At 40.1% G+C, this 16,955-nt stretch carries 19 protein-coding genes; 17 read left to right on the top strand and 2 right to left on the bottom strand.

What is annotated here, in order from left to right:
* Genes CJF29_RS12700 through CJF29_RS12690 form a run of 3 tightly spaced genes read left to right on the top strand, consistent with a single transcriptional unit; the run spans position 1 to position 749 of the window.
* A complete protein-coding gene (locus CJF29_RS12700; protein WP_099146692.1) occupies positions 1 to 195 on the top strand; it encodes a hypothetical protein in 195 nt (64 codons plus the stop codon).
* 10 nt (positions 196 to 205) lie between these two features.
* Positions 206 to 490: a hypothetical protein gene (locus CJF29_RS12695; RefSeq protein WP_099146693.1), complete on the top strand. Its 285-nt coding sequence runs from the start codon at positions 206 to 208 to the stop codon at positions 488 to 490.
* Entirely contained in the window at positions 447 to 749 is a 303-nt protein-coding gene (locus tag CJF29_RS12690; RefSeq protein WP_099146694.1) for an HNH endonuclease signature motif containing protein, read from the top strand. Before CJF29_RS12695 ends, CJF29_RS12690 begins: the two co-directional genes overlap by 44 nt.
* Here CJF29_RS12690 and CJF29_RS12685 read toward each other — a convergent pair.
* The gene (locus CJF29_RS12685) at positions 744 to 1,151 is read right to left on the bottom strand and encodes a hypothetical protein (RefSeq protein WP_074558115.1); all 408 of its coding nucleotides are present in this window, start codon (positions 1,149 to 1,151) and stop codon (positions 744 to 746) included. The two genes, CJF29_RS12690 and CJF29_RS12685, sit on opposite strands and share 6 nt — an antisense overlap.
* Complete coding sequence (locus CJF29_RS12680) at positions 1,102 to 1,539, bottom strand: hypothetical protein (RefSeq protein WP_176553138.1); 438 nt, start codon at positions 1,537 to 1,539, stop codon at positions 1,102 to 1,104. The genes CJF29_RS12685 and CJF29_RS12680 overlap by 50 nt, the downstream gene beginning before the upstream one ends.
* A gap of 339 nt (positions 1,540 to 1,878) precedes the next feature.
* Here CJF29_RS12680 and CJF29_RS12675 point away from each other — a divergent pair, with 339 nt between their 5' ends.
* The 14 genes from CJF29_RS12675 (at position 1,879) to CJF29_RS12610 (ending at position 16,955) form a co-directional block, all read left to right on the top strand.
* Entirely contained in the window at positions 1,879 to 2,280 is a 402-nt protein-coding gene (locus CJF29_RS12675; protein WP_099146695.1) for a phage terminase small subunit P27 family, read from the top strand.
* Positions 2,280 to 3,899, top strand: coding sequence for a terminase large subunit (locus tag CJF29_RS12670; protein ID WP_099146696.1), 1,620 nt, complete (start codon positions 2,280 to 2,282; stop codon positions 3,897 to 3,899). Before CJF29_RS12675 ends, CJF29_RS12670 begins: the two co-directional genes overlap by 1 nt.
* A 37-nt stretch (positions 3,900 to 3,936) precedes the next feature.
* A complete protein-coding gene (locus CJF29_RS12665) occupies positions 3,937 to 5,187 on the top strand; it encodes a phage portal protein (protein ID WP_099146697.1) in 1,251 nt (416 codons plus the stop codon).
* A 13-nt stretch (positions 5,188 to 5,200) separates the two neighbouring features.
* Positions 5,201 to 5,794: an HK97 family phage prohead protease gene (locus CJF29_RS12660; RefSeq protein WP_099146698.1), complete on the top strand. Its 594-nt coding sequence runs from the start codon at positions 5,201 to 5,203 to the stop codon at positions 5,792 to 5,794.
* A 4-nt stretch (positions 5,795 to 5,798) separates the two neighbouring features.
* Positions 5,799 to 7,043, top strand: a complete 1,245-nt coding sequence (locus tag CJF29_RS12655) for a phage major capsid protein (protein WP_099146699.1) — start codon at positions 5,799 to 5,801, stop codon at positions 7,041 to 7,043.
* Between the two features lie 22 nt (positions 7,044 to 7,065).
* A complete protein-coding gene (locus CJF29_RS12650; protein WP_099146707.1) occupies positions 7,066 to 7,356 on the top strand; it encodes a head-tail connector protein in 291 nt (96 codons plus the stop codon).
* The gene (locus tag CJF29_RS12645) at positions 7,353 to 7,679 is read left to right on the top strand and encodes a head-tail adaptor protein (RefSeq protein ID WP_008998303.1); all 327 of its coding nucleotides are present in this window, start codon (positions 7,353 to 7,355) and stop codon (positions 7,677 to 7,679) included. Before CJF29_RS12650 ends, CJF29_RS12645 begins: the two co-directional genes overlap by 4 nt.
* Positions 7,676 to 8,113, top strand: coding sequence for a hypothetical protein (locus CJF29_RS12640; protein WP_099146700.1), 438 nt, complete (start codon positions 7,676 to 7,678; stop codon positions 8,111 to 8,113). The genes CJF29_RS12645 and CJF29_RS12640 overlap by 4 nt, the downstream gene beginning before the upstream one ends.
* Positions 8,113 to 8,481 (top strand): DUF3168 domain-containing protein, encoded by a 369-nt coding sequence (locus CJF29_RS12635; protein WP_074558126.1) that lies wholly within the window; start codon positions 8,113 to 8,115, stop codon positions 8,479 to 8,481. Before CJF29_RS12640 ends, CJF29_RS12635 begins: the two co-directional genes overlap by 1 nt.
* 33 nt (positions 8,482 to 8,514) lie before the next feature.
* A complete protein-coding gene (locus tag CJF29_RS12630) occupies positions 8,515 to 8,997 on the top strand; it encodes a phage tail tube protein (protein WP_099146701.1) in 483 nt (160 codons plus the stop codon).
* A gap of 63 nt (positions 8,998 to 9,060) precedes the next feature.
* On the top strand, positions 9,061 to 9,813 hold the full coding sequence (locus tag CJF29_RS12625; RefSeq protein ID WP_175486894.1) for a hypothetical protein: 753 nt from the start codon (positions 9,061 to 9,063) through the stop codon (positions 9,811 to 9,813).
* A 7-nt stretch (positions 9,814 to 9,820) separates the two neighbouring features.
* Positions 9,821 to 13,135, top strand: a complete 3,315-nt coding sequence (locus CJF29_RS12620) for a tape measure protein (RefSeq protein ID WP_255299368.1) — start codon at positions 9,821 to 9,823, stop codon at positions 13,133 to 13,135.
* Between the two features lie 53 nt (positions 13,136 to 13,188).
* Positions 13,189 to 15,273, top strand: a complete 2,085-nt coding sequence (locus tag CJF29_RS12615) for a hypothetical protein (RefSeq protein ID WP_413544479.1) — start codon at positions 13,189 to 13,191, stop codon at positions 15,271 to 15,273.
* Positions 15,270 to 16,955: a hypothetical protein gene (locus tag CJF29_RS12610; RefSeq protein WP_413544478.1), complete on the top strand. Its 1,686-nt coding sequence runs from the start codon at positions 15,270 to 15,272 to the stop codon at positions 16,953 to 16,955. The genes CJF29_RS12615 and CJF29_RS12610 overlap by 4 nt, the downstream gene beginning before the upstream one ends.

Genomic DNA, 16,955 nt, shown 5'->3' with positions numbered 1-16,955 from the left:
ATGGAATATAAAAAACGATTATCCGTCCGCCTGGATGAGCGTACAGCTATGCTATTAGCCGAGTTATCAGAAATAACAAAAACAAGTTCATCAGTTATTATTCGTAGTATAATGCAACGAGGTATCAATGAATTGATTGATGAATCAGGGAACTGGAAAATACAGAATGAGAAAACCGAGAAGGGGAAAAGTTAACATTAAAGTTATGACCATGATTGCGCACAATTATGATCGCTTGAGGACTATGTGTATCAGTCATGGTCAAGGACTATACTGTTCTAAAAGTAAAGAAGATCTTTTCCAAGATACAATAGTTTTTGTCTCACAAGATGAAAAGGCCTCTAGTCTATCAACAGATAAAGAGCTGATAGATTATTTCTGTTACCGCTTCCGAATGATAGAATTTCAAGCTATCAATGATAATAAACTATTAAAAGAAATACCTTATGCCGACTATTTACAAACCCCAAAAACAACAGAAGAGGAATGATAACTATTATGACGCAGAACGGAGAAAAATATATAATTCTGATCGCTGGCGTCGTTTACGTGCCTGGAAATTCGCATGTAATCCACTCTGTGAAATGTGTTTAAAAGAAAACAAAACAACTCCAGCCGAAGACATCCACCACATAACTTCGTTTATGAGTACGGATGATCCGGTACAACGTAATCAATTGGCGTATGACTACGACAACCTGATGAGCTTGTGCAAAAAATGTCATCAAGCAGCGCATAATAAATTATAGCTCGTTGATGTATTCTCTGAAATCTCTGTTTAATTCATACGTCAAAAAGTAATAAAAGAAAGTTGCTCTCATAGGTTTTGATAATTCACGCTTTCCGGATAGAATGAGGCTTAAGGAGGAACGGTCGATAGCTAATTGCTTAATCAAATCGTTTCTCTTTATTCCAAACTCCTGCATCTTTGACTCTATCCAGCCAATCGTAATATCATCCACATTCAAGGAGAAGACAACCGGGATAATCTTTGCATCCGGATATACTTCTTTACCTCGTTCTATAAGTTGTTTTTGGTTCAATATATAACCATTTATCAGCCTTGATTGAGTGACTTTTACTGTTCCGTCCTGTAAAGGTTCAATGCTTATACCCAAGCGATCGTAACCTGAAATACTTTGATTCTCCATATCTTAATCTTTTTAATGAAAGAAAAAGCAAGGGGCGAACCCCTTGCTTAATTCTAATCTCTTTTATGTTTGTTAAATCGTAGATTGCAAGCTGATTGTGATTCTTTGCGAACTCTATCGCTTTGTCAATCTCCGAGTTTTTAAAGATTTTTACGCTATCGAAGTAGTATCGGTTACTGTCGGTATCGAACCATCCGCCAACCGTCTTGCTATGTTCTAAAGCGTGATTAATACCTCTGTTTAAACTCTCTTTTCCGAAGCTATCTTGCGTTTCCTTATACGCTACTGATATTCCGTACTTGACTGGTTTCATTGTCTCAACGTTAAGAGTGAAACCGTTAGGATTGATTAGTGAGTATTCCCAAACTCCGTCAATTAATTGTTTCATAATGTCAAATGATTTAAAGCCCCTTGCTTTAACTGTTACAAAGATAATATATTTATTTGCTTTACGCAAACTTTTATCATAGTATATTTGCTTTACGCAAACAAATAGGGAAATCCCTATGAATTCAACATATAATTCTTAATTTTAAGTTAATTTTAACTTTTCATTCATCAAAAAGGGGTATGGGGTCAAATTTTGAGAAAATGAGCCTTCCATACCTCGCCCTACCTTAGTTCACACACACGGCATTTTTTGAAAAAAGCCAAACTGTTTCGTTTTGTTAAAAACCGCATTTTTGTCTGACAATTGTATGGTTTTATAGTAAAACGAGTCAAAATCATGGAAAAAAAGAAGAGAATCAGCTTTAAACTACCTGAAACGATCAAGCATAAAGAAGCCCGAAAGATTATATCGGACCTTGTGAAGCAATTGAATGATAGAGGTATGCTGGAAATTGCCGATATTCCCCAGCTGCACCGGATGGCCACGGCTTATGATGCTTATCTGGAATGCGTTGAAGTTTTGGCGCGGGATGGAATGACGATGGAGAATCTAAAAGGCGAATGGGTGAAACGTCCGGAGGCGAATTTGCTTAAAGAGAACTGGAGCCAATACCTGGAACTGGCAAAAGAATATGGTTTAACCGCTAAAAGTAAGGGACAAATCAAAGCCCTGAACACAGGAGATAATGAAGAATCCCCACTTGAAGCGTATCTGAAAAGCAAGAAAGAAACTCGTTAATGCAGACAAAGACTTACTATAAATACGCTCAAGACGTTATAGGCGGGAAAGTCGTATCCGGTAAGTTTATTCAGCTTGCTGCTGAACGTTTTTTCTCCATGATGGAGGATGATCAATACGAATTCAAGGAGGAAAAAGCAGATGAAGTCATAGAATTCTTCTCTATTCTTCAGCATTTCACCGGACGCCATGCCGGTAAGTCGTTCATCCTACAACCGTGGCAGCAATTTGTAATAGCAGCTATCTATGGATTCTATATCAAAGAGACGGGGGAACGACTTGTGAAGTACGTCTACATAGAGATTGCACGAAAGAACGGAAAAACGGCTTTTGCCGCCGGACTATCTTTGTATCATCTAATCGCTGATGGAGAAATGGATGCAGAGGTGGATCTTGCAGCCAACTCTAAAGAACAGGCGAAAATCGCTTTTAAGTTCTGTTCTCAATTCGCAAAAGGAATTGATCCGAAAGGAAAAGACCTTGTTTCTTTCCGTGATAAGGTAAAATTTGAAAAGATGTTATCTCTACTACAGGTCTTTGCCGCTGACGATTCTAAATTGGACGGTTTTAATGCATCAATGTATCTGATAGACGAATACCATGCCGCTAAGAATACGGGATTGAAAGATGTACTACAGTCATCGCAAGGTATGCGTGATAATCCGATGGCAGTTATTATCACTACGGCCGGATTCGATAAGCTAGGACCGTGTTACCAGTACCGGGAAATGTGCACGGAGGTGCTGTCTGGACTAAAAGAAAACGACGCACTGTTTGCCGGAATCTTTTCTCCTGATGAGGGAGATGATTGGAAGGATCCGGAAACTTGGCAGAAGAGTAACCCCAATCTAGGAGTTACGGTCAAACCTCAATATTTGCAGACACAGGTACAGTCAGCAGTTAACGCACCTTCGGAAGAAGTCGGTATTAAAACAAAGAATTTCAATATCTGGTGTGACTCGGAAACCGTATGGATACCGGACCATTATATTTTGCAGGCTTCCGCTAATCTTGACTTTGAACAGTTCCGGGATATGGATTGCTATGCCGGTATTGACTTGTCAAGTACTAGCGACTTAACATGTGCTGATTTTATGTTTCCAACCAAAGATAAATATTATTTCAAAACTCTCTATTATTTACCAGAAGCAGCTTTACAGGAGAAGAGATTTAAGGACTTGTACGGAGAATGGCGTAGACAAGGATTAATCACCATTACTCCGGGTAATGTTACCGATTACGACTACATTCTGAATGATATAATACGTATTCGCGAGATTGTTTTCATTCAGAAAATTGCATATGACTCGTGGAACTCCACTCAATTTGTTATTAATGCAGAAGAAAAGGGGCTACCGATGGAACCATTTAGCCAAGCACTAGGAAACTTCAACCGTCCAACCAAAGAGATGGAGCGTTTGATTCTTTCTGGTAAGGCTGTCATTGACAATAATGTGATTAACCGACATTGTTTCCGTAATGTGACTATGGCACGTGACAGGAACGGTAACACAAAGCCATCGAAACAGTTTGAAGAGAAGAAGATAGATGGTGTAATTGCTAAGTTGGAAGCACTTGGAATATATCTAGTTTCACCCCGGTACGGAGAATTTTATTAATTGTCTGACAACTTTTTGGTTAGTAGAAAAAGTATATATGAAATTTCTAGGGTTCGAAATTCGAAAAGCAAGTAAACAGGAAACGTCACAGGTTACAGCCTGGAGTTTTAATGGCTCCCGTCCCATGTTTACCAGCAGAAGTAAACCAATGCTACTGTCTACTGTGTATCGCTGTGTTGATCTCATCTCGGATAGTGTAGCCGTGCTTCCGCTGAAAACCTATCATTTAGATGCAGATGGATTTAAGGCTGAGGCTAAATTGCATCCAGCATATTACATGCTCAATATGGAGCCTAATGAAGATATGACTCGGTATGTTTTCTTCAAAACTCTTATGGCTTCCGTACTGCTAACCGGTAACGGCTACGCATACATTGAACGCGATAGTAAAATGAATGCTGCACAGCTCATTTATTTGCCATCCAGCCAAGTGACGATTACTTGGGTCACTGACCGTTCTGGGATTATGCGTAAACGATATCAGGTAGTAGGTTTTAGAGAACTTGTAGATCCACGAGACATGATCCATGTGCTCAATTTCTCTTATGATGGCATTATTGGTGTGTCTACACTCGAACATGCGCGCCAATCTCTTGGAATTGCAACCAGTACAGAAGAGCACGCAGAAGGTTTTTTCAAGAGCGGTGCAAGTGTTGCAGGTATACTGACGGTTGAAGGGGCCCGACTGGATAAAGACAAAAAAGATCAGATATACCAGACATGGGAAGAACGTACAAATCCTGTAACCGGACATCCTAACGGTATTGCCGTGCTAGAGGGGAATATGAAGTATCAGCCAATTTCTATAAGTCCCAAAGACAGCCAGTTTATTGAAAGCAGACAGTTTAACGTTGTGGACCTCTGCCGGTTCTTCTCTGTATCTCCAGTCAAAGCTTTCGATCTCTCCAAATCCAGCTATTCAACTGTAGAAGCCACCCAACTTCAATATTTAACAGATACGGCCCTCGCAGTTATTACGAAAATAGAGCTAGAAATAAACCGCAAAGTCTTTCTACCATCTGAACGGGGGAGATTTATATCTGAATTCGATACTTCCGCTATTCTAAGAACCGATAAAAGTGCACAGGCTGCATTTTGGAAAGATTTGGCTACAGTAGGAGCGGCTACACCCAACGAAGTTCGAAGAGAGAATAATATGCCTAGAATAGAGAATGGAGATAAGGCTTTTGTACAAGTGAATGTACAGACATTGGATAATGCCGTGAAAGAAAAAGTGGATGAACCGCAAAATAATCCCGATTTGTCAGACAAAAATTTGGTTAGTTAGTAAAAGTACAGTTATGGACGAAAAAAGAGAAATTAGAAATACTTCATTCCAGGTGCAATTGACCGGAGATACGGAGGAAAAGAGAACTGTAGAAGGCTACGCACTGCTATTCAATACACCATCTGACGGGCTTCCATTTGAGGAAGTTATAGAGCGTGGGGCTTTAGACGGAGTTATTGAGAAAAGCGATGTATTTGCATTGCTGAATCACAATCAGACCCGTGGTATTCTTGCAAGAAGCAAAGAAGGGACCGGATCATTATTTCTATCCGTGGATGACAAGGGATTGAAATATCGATTCGAGGCACCGAAAACAGCACTCGGAGAAGAATTACTGGAAAACCTTCGTCGCGGAGAGATAGACCAGAGTTCTTTTTGTTTCGATGTTGAAAAAGACACTTGGGAAAAGAAAAATGACGGAACCTGGAAACGTACGGTTCATAAAATTGCCAATTTGTACGACGCTTCACCGGTGTATAATGCGGCATACAGCAAAACGTCCGTGTGTTTGCGTGGTAAAGAGCAAGTCGAAGAAGAACTTCGTAAGAAAGAGCAGACAGTCCCTGAAGAATATTACCAAGGCATAGAGAAATCACTAAATTTATAAATTTATGGCAAAAGAAAAAAGTATTACAGAGTTAAAGGACGAAAGAAATCAGTTGATTGCTCGTTCTAAAGAGATTATTAATGGCGCAAAGACTGAAAAACGTCAGTTCAAACCGGAAGAAGCCGAAGAACTGGGAACAAACCAGCAGCGCAGAGCAGAAATTGATCTTGAGATCGAAGAACACGAGGTTATGAATCGTCAGCAAGGAAAGAGACATCAGCCGAAAACAAATGAAAGTTTTTCACTCCGTCGTGCTATCCTGGCGCAGATGAATAAAACAGAGCAACGTGCCAGTGAAGCATCGGTTATTGAGGATGCAACCAAATTACACCGTTCTGTAGCCGCTACTGCTGAAAATTGCGGTGAGTTGATTGTCCCTCTGACATATCAGAAACGTGCGGCTTACACTGCAGGGATAGAAGCTACTACAGGTGTCGTGATTGACGAAGAACAACAGGAATTGTTGTTGCCTTTAGAGGCTAATCTCGTATTGTCCCAAGCTGGAGTACGTATGATGACCGGATTAGTCGGAAATATCTACTGGCCAAAGCACAGTGCCGCACAAGTTTTCTGGGAAGGAGAAAATGACGAAGCAAAAGACGGTAAGGGAGAATTTTCCAAAGGTAAACTTTACAGCCCGAATCGTTTGACAGCTTACGTAGACATTTCCAAGCAATTACTGATCCAAGAGAATCGTTCTGTGGAAGGTCTAATCCGCCAATTATTAGCTGTCGCTATTGCACAAAAGGTGGAGAAAACCGCATTGAGCAATGCTGCACATGAAGATAACGTCCCTGACGGAATGTTCCAAACTCTCGGAAGTGTTAACGGTGCCATGGATTGGGCTAAAATTGTAGAATTGGAAACCAATGCCGACCTAAACAACGCCCTGTTCGGAAATTTAGGGTATATCATGCATCCTTCATTAGTGGGAAAAGCGAAAACCAAAGTAAAAGATGCCTCCGGTGCCGGTGGGTTCATCTTTGGTAACGATGGTATTGGTATGCTGAATGGATACCGTGCTTTACGCACAAACAATATTCCGAAGGGATTACAGGAAGCAAAAGATGAATTCGGTATTGTATTTGGTAATTGGGCAGATTACTTCCTTGGACAGTGGGGGGCTATTGACTTGACTGTAGATCCGTACACGCAAGCAACTAAGGGTATGGTTCGTTTGGTGGTTAACTCTTACTGGAATATGGGTATGATTCGTCCTGAATCATTCACTATTGCATCAATGAAGTAATATGGCATACGTGACCTTAGATATGGCAAAAAGGCACTTGAATATAGAGCCCTCGTATACGGATGAAGATTCGTATATAGAGGCTCTTATTAAAGTAGTCGAGGAGAAAACAGCGAAGGAACTTTGCGTATCCGTGGAAGAACTTGCTACCATTGATGGCGGTAAGAATATTCCTATGCCACTGGTTCAGGCGATGTTGCTGTGTCTTGGTGCCTATTATACAAATCGGGAAAATACCGCGTATGCCGCTCTAAAGGAAATTCCTCAAGGGGCAAAATACTTAGTTGATCTTTATAGAGACTATTCAAAATGAGAGCAGGATTATTACGTGAAACACTTGTATTCAAATCCCCTATTGAGACACAAAGCCCTACGGGTGCAGTGAAGAAGGAATATAAAGAAGTATTCCAATGCCGGGCATGCAGAAAGAAAATGTCTCTTATCGCAGATCGGGATGGAGTTAGTGCGATGGAGCAATTTATCGGGCATACACTCGTTTTCCAAGTGCGTAATTATCCGGCTATCAAAGAGAATCTTCATGTTGTTTACAACGGTAACGAGTATAATCTCAAAATGGTTAATCCTCAAATGAACGATAACAGTCTGCTATTAACTCTTGAAAAAATTGATACATGATTGAGGTTAAACAAATAGACCGGGAAAACATTCAGTACCTCGTAGACAATTTAGAGGACTTTGAAAAGGACAAGGCTATTAGAAGCGGGCTTCGATCTGCTGTCAATGTTTTCAGAGTTAAAGGTAGGGCTAATCTCCGGTCTCGTCTTCTTCATCGTGGGAAACAGACTAACCACTTGATGAACTCGTTTACAAACCGGGTCAAACGAAATAAACTTGGAGCACTTGCGGGTTTTGATCGTCCGGGTGGTAATCATTCTCACTTGGTGGACTCCGGAACAAAAGTTAGAAGAACAAAGAGTGGGGCGAATCGAGGTATTATGCCGGCTAATCGTTTTTGGTCAGATGCAAAAGTGAGTGAAGAGAGTAGGGCCATGAATGCACTCTATCAAGGTGTTCAAAAAGCCGTTCAACGAATAAATAACAGAAGCTAATGAATAAACTGGCGATTACAACCGAGATTAGAAATATTTTACTTGATTCAGAAGATATCACCTCTCTGATAGGAAAGAAAATATTTCCTGTTGTTGCCCCAATGAAGACAGAGGGTGACTTCATCATATATCAGCGTGATGGTTACAAACAAGAATATACTAAAATGGGCGTTGCCCGGCAAATTCCTACTGTATTCGTAAACGCTGTTAGTGATGATTATGATCGTAGCTTAGAACTAGCTTCTCTTATATATGAGGCTTTAGAAGGTGACTTCTCTAATCCGGATATGACAATACACCTGGAAGATTCCACGGAAGATTATTCAGAGGGGAAATACTTTCAAGTGCTTCAATTTTCAGTAGAATAAAAATAAAACGTAAAATTAAAATTTTTAAATAGTATGACAGCAGTTAAACATGACTCAAGTAAAGACATCGTAAGAGGTCAGTTATTTCTTTTCCTTGGTGAAAATCCGGTAGCGTTCGCGTCCAGTTGTTCTTTGGAAGTGTCAGTTGAAGAAATTGATATCTCCAATAAAATGTGCGGCGATTGGGCAGCGTCGTTACCTGGGAAAAAGAGTTTCACCATCAGTAGCGAATCATTGCTTACCCGGTTACAAGGAGCAACCAGTTATGACGAACTACTGAAACATGTAGATACTGGTGAAACATTCCAGTTTGTAGTTGGTGAGTCAACTATCACCGATAAAACCAACGTTGGTGGTAGCTTCGCAATTGATACTGCCAAACCGAATTATAAAGGTGAGATTATGCTTACCTCTTTGTCTTTAAAGAGTGATAATGGGCAAATTGCAACGTGTTCCGCATCTTTTAAAGGTGTTGGTGCCTTGCAAAAGGTTGAAGCCGTTCCTGCAGAAGGATAAGTCAAAAAAGTAATAAACGTGAAGGCGGTCAGATGATGGCCGCCTTTTTTAATTAGAACAACTATGAGTTTATTTATCACAATCATAATGATCGTATTTACCCTAGTTACAGTAGTTGCAATTATTGATAGTAAATGCTGTCGCCCGGGTCCAACAGTGGTAAATAGCCCTGCACCGAGGAAAAGATTTCGTTTTGATCCGAAAGTAAAACTGAATATTCAATCAATAATCAGATGGGAACAGCTTCGGGGAAAATCATTCTCCTTAATGGACTATTCTGATAAGGATGATGTAGATGCATTACTTTACACAACTACAGTATGCAACAATGAAGGCAAGATGTATACGTTTGAAGTATTCCGGCACACCCTATCAAACGAAAAGATAACTCGTGAAATGGTTATGGCTTTGGAGCGAGAAACAGCAGTTCTCGCTCAATTTCAAAAAAAGCAAAAAGAGGATGACATAGCAAATCACGACGTCACACCTGGGATGATTGGTGAATTGGTTGCGACACTTATCATGGCTGGACTTGATGCGCATTATGCTCTGGAAGAAATGGAACTATGTGATCTTCCAATATACATAGATGCCTACGAACGGAGAAAAAAGGAGCAGATGGAGAGTGATAGGCTATGGACCTACTATAAAATCCTTCCACATATTGACGCAAGTAAGTTAAAGAATGGTGTTAGAGATCTGATAACATTTCCTTGGGAAGAGATGGAGGATATGAAAGAAGCGGAAAGAGCATTGACGGAAGATGCGGAAACCTTTGAAATATTCATGGATAACGGAATAAATAATTATAAATAAAGATGTTATGGCTGGACGTTTAAGCTTTAGTATAGCAATAAATCTCTTGACAGAGAACTTCAAGAGAGGATCAAATCAAGTGAAAGCTGCATTTAGATCAATGCAAATGCAGCTTCTTACCTTTGCTGCAGCCTTGGGAGCCGGTGGCTTAGGTTTGAGTAATTTTGTCTCACGGCTCATTGAAGTAGCCCGCGAAACCAATCGAGTGACTACCGCACTAAAGAATGTGTCCGGTAGCATGTCACAGTATGCCGACAACCAGCGGTATCTATTAGACCTGGCAAAGAAGTACGGGCTGGAGATTAATGCTCTGACTGCAAACTATGCGAAATTCACGGCAGCTGCTTCTATTTCCGGTATGTCCATGATGAACCAGCGTAAAGTATTCGAATCTGTGTCCCGGGCATGTACGGCTTTTGGAATGAGTGCAGACGATAGTAATGGGGTTATGCTTGCACTTTCTCAAATGATGAGTAAAGGCAAGATTAGTTCCGAGGAATTACGTCTACAGATGGGAGAACGTCTTCCGGTTGCATTACAGGCGATGGCAAAAGCCGCTGGTGTCTCTGTTGCTGGACTTGACAAATTAATGAAGAAGGGTAAGCTAATGAGCGCAGATGTACTTCCTAAGTTCGCAGAAGCGCTCAACGAGATGATTCCTAACGTTGATACTGATAACTTGGAAACATCTGTAAATCGCCTGAAAAACGCATTTACAGAATTTGTAAACGGGACGGACGCACAGAGTAAATATAAAGCCTTGATTGATTGGTTGACCGGAGCCATTCAAGGATTAGGGGAAAACTTAAAAAACATATTAACTCTGGCTTTTGCTGCACTTGTTTTTGTCGCAACGAGTGCAGCAACTAAAGTTTGGCGTGGGTGGTCATCTGCTTATGATAATGTAGCAGCTAGTGGTGAAAGAGCTTCCGCAATGGCTATCAAGGCTACTGAAAGACGAGTTGCAGTTGAAGGAACTTTGGCGGTTAAGAAAAAAGCAGAACTAGCCGCTCTAGCAGAGTATGAGGTTGCATTAGCAGAAGGGACAGCGAAAGATGTGTTAGCCGCTGAAATTAAAAAAGATAAAGCTATACGCGCCCGAATAGGTGCTGAAAGCTCATTGGAAAAAGCACGTACGATAGAACAGAAGGCACTTGATAAAGAAAAGCAAATATCCGCTACTACGTCGGCTATGGCAGGAGCTAATATATTTAAGAAAGCAGGTATTATTATAGGAGCACAAGCGAAAAGATTAATGATTTCATTGAAAGGGATGTGGAACTCTTTCGCCCCTGCTTTGTTGGTTTCCGTCATTGTTGGTATTATAGGATACTTTAAAAATTTGCGAGAAGAAGCAGAACGTGTAAAGAAAATCTTTTCCGATTATAAAAAAGAATCAGAAGGGATAACTCACACTCCTGAAATAATTCAGCTTAAGGTGATTCAAGATTTGTATAATAAGGCGGCTGATGGTTCTAAGTTAAAGGAAAAATATCAAAACCGCATTATAGAATTATTAGGAGGGGAACTAAAGAAGAATCAAGATATAAATGATGCAGTCCGTGAAAGAATCAAACTATTGGAGGCTACTGCTAAAACTGATTATTTCACAAGAAAAAAAATAGAAGCAGAAGATAAATTAAAAGGATTATACGATAAACGGGGCGGCGAAAAAGCCTTTAACTTCCAATATCAAAACGCAAAAGAGAATGAGGGAGTGGTAAACTTCGGTGGTCAGGCTCCTATTATTCAAGAAATGGAAGAAGCTGTAGGACTTAGGAAGATTATAACAGATGCAGATGCAAATATACGGGAATACACAGAGTTTCTCGAAAAAAATAAGCCTCCAATATCTCCTATTACTGATCTCGATGACGACAAAAAGAAAAAGACTCCTCTACAGAAAGAGCAGGAATCTTTTGATAAACAATTCGAAGAACTAGGTGCAGAGCTGGAAATCGGCAAAATTACGCAGGCTGAATATAACAAGAACCTTGGTGAATTGAACATCAAGATGTATGCTCAAGCTAAAGGAACAGGTAATAAAGAAGTGCTAGAAAGTGAATATTTGAAAGCTAGAAAACAAGCTGCAGAAAAGGCAATCAAAGATCAAGATAAAAATACTGCTCTCGTTGAATTTGAAAAGGTTCAGAAAGACTATAACACAAAGGTCGAAGAGGCCCGTGCACAGCAGGCCAAAGGTTTAATGTCTCAAAAGGAGCTGAATACCAATATAGCGTCTCTTTCTATTGAAGCTGCCAAATCCGCTGCCGGTATCAAAGGTATCGGAGATGAGGCTGATGTATTTATCTCCGCTATGCAGTTAAATGCAAAACTACTTTCATCTTCTACTAAGATAAAACCCCGTGATACTACATTTGATTACAAAAAAACAAAAACAGATATTGCCTCTGAAAATCTGGACAAAGCTAAAGAGTTAGCGGATAAATATAAAGAAGAAGCCCGTAATATTGGAAAAACATTATCAGATGAGGTTGCCAATGCTATGGCGAATGTTCCGTCATTAGAAGAAGCTTTGAAATTAGCACAGGTAAAAGAGGATATAAAGAATCTCAATAAAGAGCTTAATGAATCATTGTATTCTGGCGTCAAAGACATTGCAAGCAGTTCAGACCGTATTGTTAGTGCGTTCAGTAACCTTCGTGATGTAATGAATGACGTAGATGCGTCTGGGTGGGAAAGAATTATGGCTGTCTGGAATGCAATGACAAACGTAGTAGACACTTTCTTATCTATCATTAAGATGATTGAGAGTCTGACAGAACTAACTAATAAACTTATACAGGCCAAAGAAGCAGAAGAGGCTATTGATACTGCTGTAACAGGAACAAAGGTTGCTAATGCAGCGACTGAAACTACGGCAGAAATTACGGCAATAGCAACTCAAACGGCGGCTTCAGTATCGGCGAATGTAGCAAAGACAACCGCAGCAACTACTACGATGGCAGCTGAAAGCACAGCGGCCTACGCAGGAATACCTTTCGTTGGAGTGGGGCTTGCTGCGGCTCAAATAGCTGCTATGGAAGCTATGATTTTGGCGGCTTCTATTCCTAAATTTGCTACAGGAGGCGTTATAACCGGTGGTCCCACTTCTGGAGATAAAATACTAGCCCGTGTCAATGCCGGCGAAATGATTTTAAACCAAGGGCAGCAGTCACGACTATTTGAAGCTATCAATTCCGGAAGGTTGGGTGGAAGCGGAAATATGTCCTCCACCGTAACTACTAGAGTCCGGGCTAAAGATCTCATTCTTACGATTAATAATGAACTTAAATCACAGGGAAAGAAACCTATATCATGAGTTACGCACTTATATATACAGTACCGTTCGCCACACTGGACAATGTTCAATGTGTGGTAGAAATCGAAAAAGAAAACTATACAGGTAAGTCGAAAGAGTTAATCCCTGCTGGTGATTCTCCTTTTACAGTTGATATAGAGGATGAAGAATTTCTTTATACTCCTACTCGATTTAGTACAGCAACGATCCGGGTTGTTGGTAGCGACTACCTGCAAAGTTTGTTTTCTACAGGTTATCAAATGTATCGGGTGACCTTGAAAGTAGATGGCTTAGTTACTTGGTGTGGATTCATAAAGCCAGAGCTTTATACACAAGATTATACCCTGAAGACATTTAATCTTGATCTGGAGTGCATAAGTGCCATGTCCACTCTCGAGTTTATTGATTACAAACAAATAGGGGAGAGCCGCACATTTGTGTCTTTTTGGGACTTGATAAAAAAATGTATTACTTCGGCTTCTGCTCAATACAACGCCATATATTTCCCACACGTATATGCAAAAGACACAGAAAGTTATGCAGAAGGAACTAATGTACTGGAAAATATGACAGTAAGTGAACAGAATTTCTTCGATGAAGATGATAAGGCTATGAATTTGAAAGAAGTATTAGAAGAGGTTTGCAAATTCCTTAATTGGACTTGCGTTGATTGGAGAGGGGCTTTATACTTCATAGATATAGATCATATCGGGGAATTCTATAAATATGATCCTGTAACATTCGAGAAAATAGGAACAGAGGGATTGAACTTGCTTAATGTACAAAGTATAGGTTTCGCTGGATCCGATCATGCATTAGATATCTTGCCGGGCTATAATAAAGTTACAGTAAAAGACAGCAATTACCCTGTTGATTCACTTATTCCTGATTTATTTGGAGATTCTTTATTAAATCCTTTGATTAAAAATAGCCCATATTATCGAAAAATAGAGGGGGATCGTTTTTCATTCTTTGTTAAATTTTACATAAATCCTCGGTTCAACAATGTATTTAGTGACAAAGATTCATTGCAAAAGATCAACATCGATTTGGAGTCATTAGGAAGCAATGCTGATAATGCTGTTATTAATAATATAGGATCGTTAATAAGCAAGCAGGCGAAATATAAGTGGGAAGATGGCACACCATCATCGTTAAGCTTTGAAGATGTGCTAATTATAGGAATGGGATTAAGCAACAAGAATTATGGTTCTTTGACTGACTTAACGCTATTCCTAAATAAAGATATTCCAGTATTACAGATTAATCCTGATTATTTGGTAGAAACTATTATTTCCCCTTCCGATGAATCTACAAGTTATCTATTACTTTCTGGGCAATATTTTCAATCTGATTCACTATACACCAGCCCGGCGCAGGGGGGAGACGGAACTTGGAATAATACAGCCGGAGATAATTGTTGTAAATTCAAATTAAAAATAGGTGATAAATATTGGACCGGTGGAAAATGGACCAAGGAAGAATCTCGTTTTATTATTAAATGCGGTGGATATGGGAAAAGTAAGATTTGGTATGAATGGAATGATTTTGAAAACAACGTTACTTATGACATGAATATAGATTCAAAAGGATATGCGATACCAATTAAGGCATCAGATAAACTTTTTGGCAAAATCGAGCTTACAGTATTACGTCCTTTTCCCAATAATTACGGAGAAGGCGGTCGGATTAAACGTTATCCATATTATACTTTCATGCGTGATTTAAAACTACAATTATTTTCCGGGATACCAGAACAAGACGAAGAAAAAAATAATGATACAGATCGTATTTATGAAAATATAGCAAATGAAAATTATATCAATGAATTGGATGAAATAGAATTTAAAATTACTTCTCATAATAATGATGGAGCTTGTTATAGTAAAGTCATTATAGGGGATAACTATCTGACTGATAACTTATACTCCGCAATTGAAGGAACAACCATCCGGCCGGAAGAGCATCTAATAAGAAGAATAATTAAACGGTATAGTGCCCCCCGTATAAAGTTAACACAGGTAATAAAAGGGACATCTGATTTAACGCCTTTAACTCGTTTGTCTGACAATTATATGGTTAATAAGAGATTTATCAATGCTGGAGGCACAATCGACTATAAGATGAATCGGTTTGAATGTATAATGATAGAAGTATGAGTGATGCGATATTAATAAAGTCAAAAGCAATTCCATCTAATCCCCGGTCGAAGAATTATCCGGCTGGGGCTACTGTTGTACGCTCTGGTAACAGTGTAGGGGGTGCGGTAATAACAGGAGGTGGCGGGACTAATATTGATATCATAAAGGTTGATGATATGCGATCGTTAACCGACAAAAATGTTCTTTCATCGCTTCGGGTGCTTGCTGAAATATTATCCAGAATAATAGCAAAGGATGATGAGGTGACGGAACTTTCAGATAGCAATGTTCTCTCGTCTCTTCGGGTGAATAAAGAACTTGATACAATCTCCGACAGATTTAAGGAGGCTATCGAATCTTTAAAAGACTTGTATCTATCCAAGGTCAAAAATGACACAGCTTCTGGCCTTATAACCTTCTTGAAAGGTATTGTTTCGGAAGGCGGTATTGAAGTCGGTGGCTTCATCGACAGCCTGATCTCCGGCACTGGCATTGGATTATTCCCAGATGGGAAAATCCAAGCTTCTAGTATGGAGCTTCGCAGCTCTCTCACCGTCTTAGAGTTAATTTTCAACCGCCTATCTGCCCAAGAAAGTGATACAGCCTTCTCCGAATCTGGAGTAATAGAAAGCATTGAATTATTAGGAGACGGAACCTACCGTCTACCTTTGCGTAAACGACATACAACGGACTTCACAGCCTTCGACTGGAACGATGTCATATACGGTTCTGTCAATGACCTAGCCACCGGAGGCGGTAACTACCGCACCTCATGGATGCGAGTAGTAGGAGTCAACACCGTAGACAACTACATTGAAGCAGTCCTCTATCCTGATTCAGAAGTACCGGGAGGTAAGAACTATCCACCTGAACCATTAATGATCATTACCCGTAGAGGTAACACTTCGGATGAAGACCGGCAGAGTTATTGGTATATCTCCAGCTATGAGAAATGTATCTGCATGCTCGATGGAGTAACAAAACCTATCTTAGAAGAGAACAACTACTCTATCCTGATTGGAAAGATGAAACGTCTGTCTTTGTTCGACAATCTGCCGATCAACTACCGACAAAGTTATGTCTATTGCCGTGGCCTTATCCGTCAGGATGATATTCGCATAGATGTAACCGGCAAGCCTGTCTACGAGTTTGTCAACCGTGGAATCTGGAGTTTATCGGTTGCCACCTCTGAAGAACCATACCTTTTCGAATCAAAGAATCCTATAACGGGTGTCAATGAGACCAGCACCGTCTACCAGCGTGGAGCAAAATGGCAATGCCTAAAGTCCCGCACACTGCTAGAACCTAAATGGAACTCCACCGATTGGGCGTTCTTGGAAGGTAACGGAGAATTCTCAATAGACTTTCAAAGCTCGAAAGGGTTCAGCTTCTTCTATGGTTTGATTGATACGGTAATCGAAGCCAGATTCTATCACGGTACAACCGACATCACCGAAGATGTAATGAGTACTTCCGGAACGGTAATCACATGGAACAGAGATACAGGAATAGCAGCAGAGGATAATGCTTGGTCACCCACCTTTGTAGATGGCAAAAAAAACAAGATACACCTCATATCTTCCGATATGGGATCGCAGTGGTTAAATGCCCGGTCCGTCACATTTAAGATAACAGCAGTTATTCCACTAGGCGAAGAGAATTATTTACGGGAATCAGAAGAATTACAATTTAATCTTTAA

This window comes from Bacteroides celer (assembly GCF_002632415.2).
Taxonomy (GTDB): Bacteria; Bacteroidota; Bacteroidia; order Bacteroidales; family Bacteroidaceae; genus Bacteroides.
The sequence above is the reverse complement of the archived record's forward strand: the minus strand, read 5'-3'. Positions and strand labels throughout refer to the sequence as shown.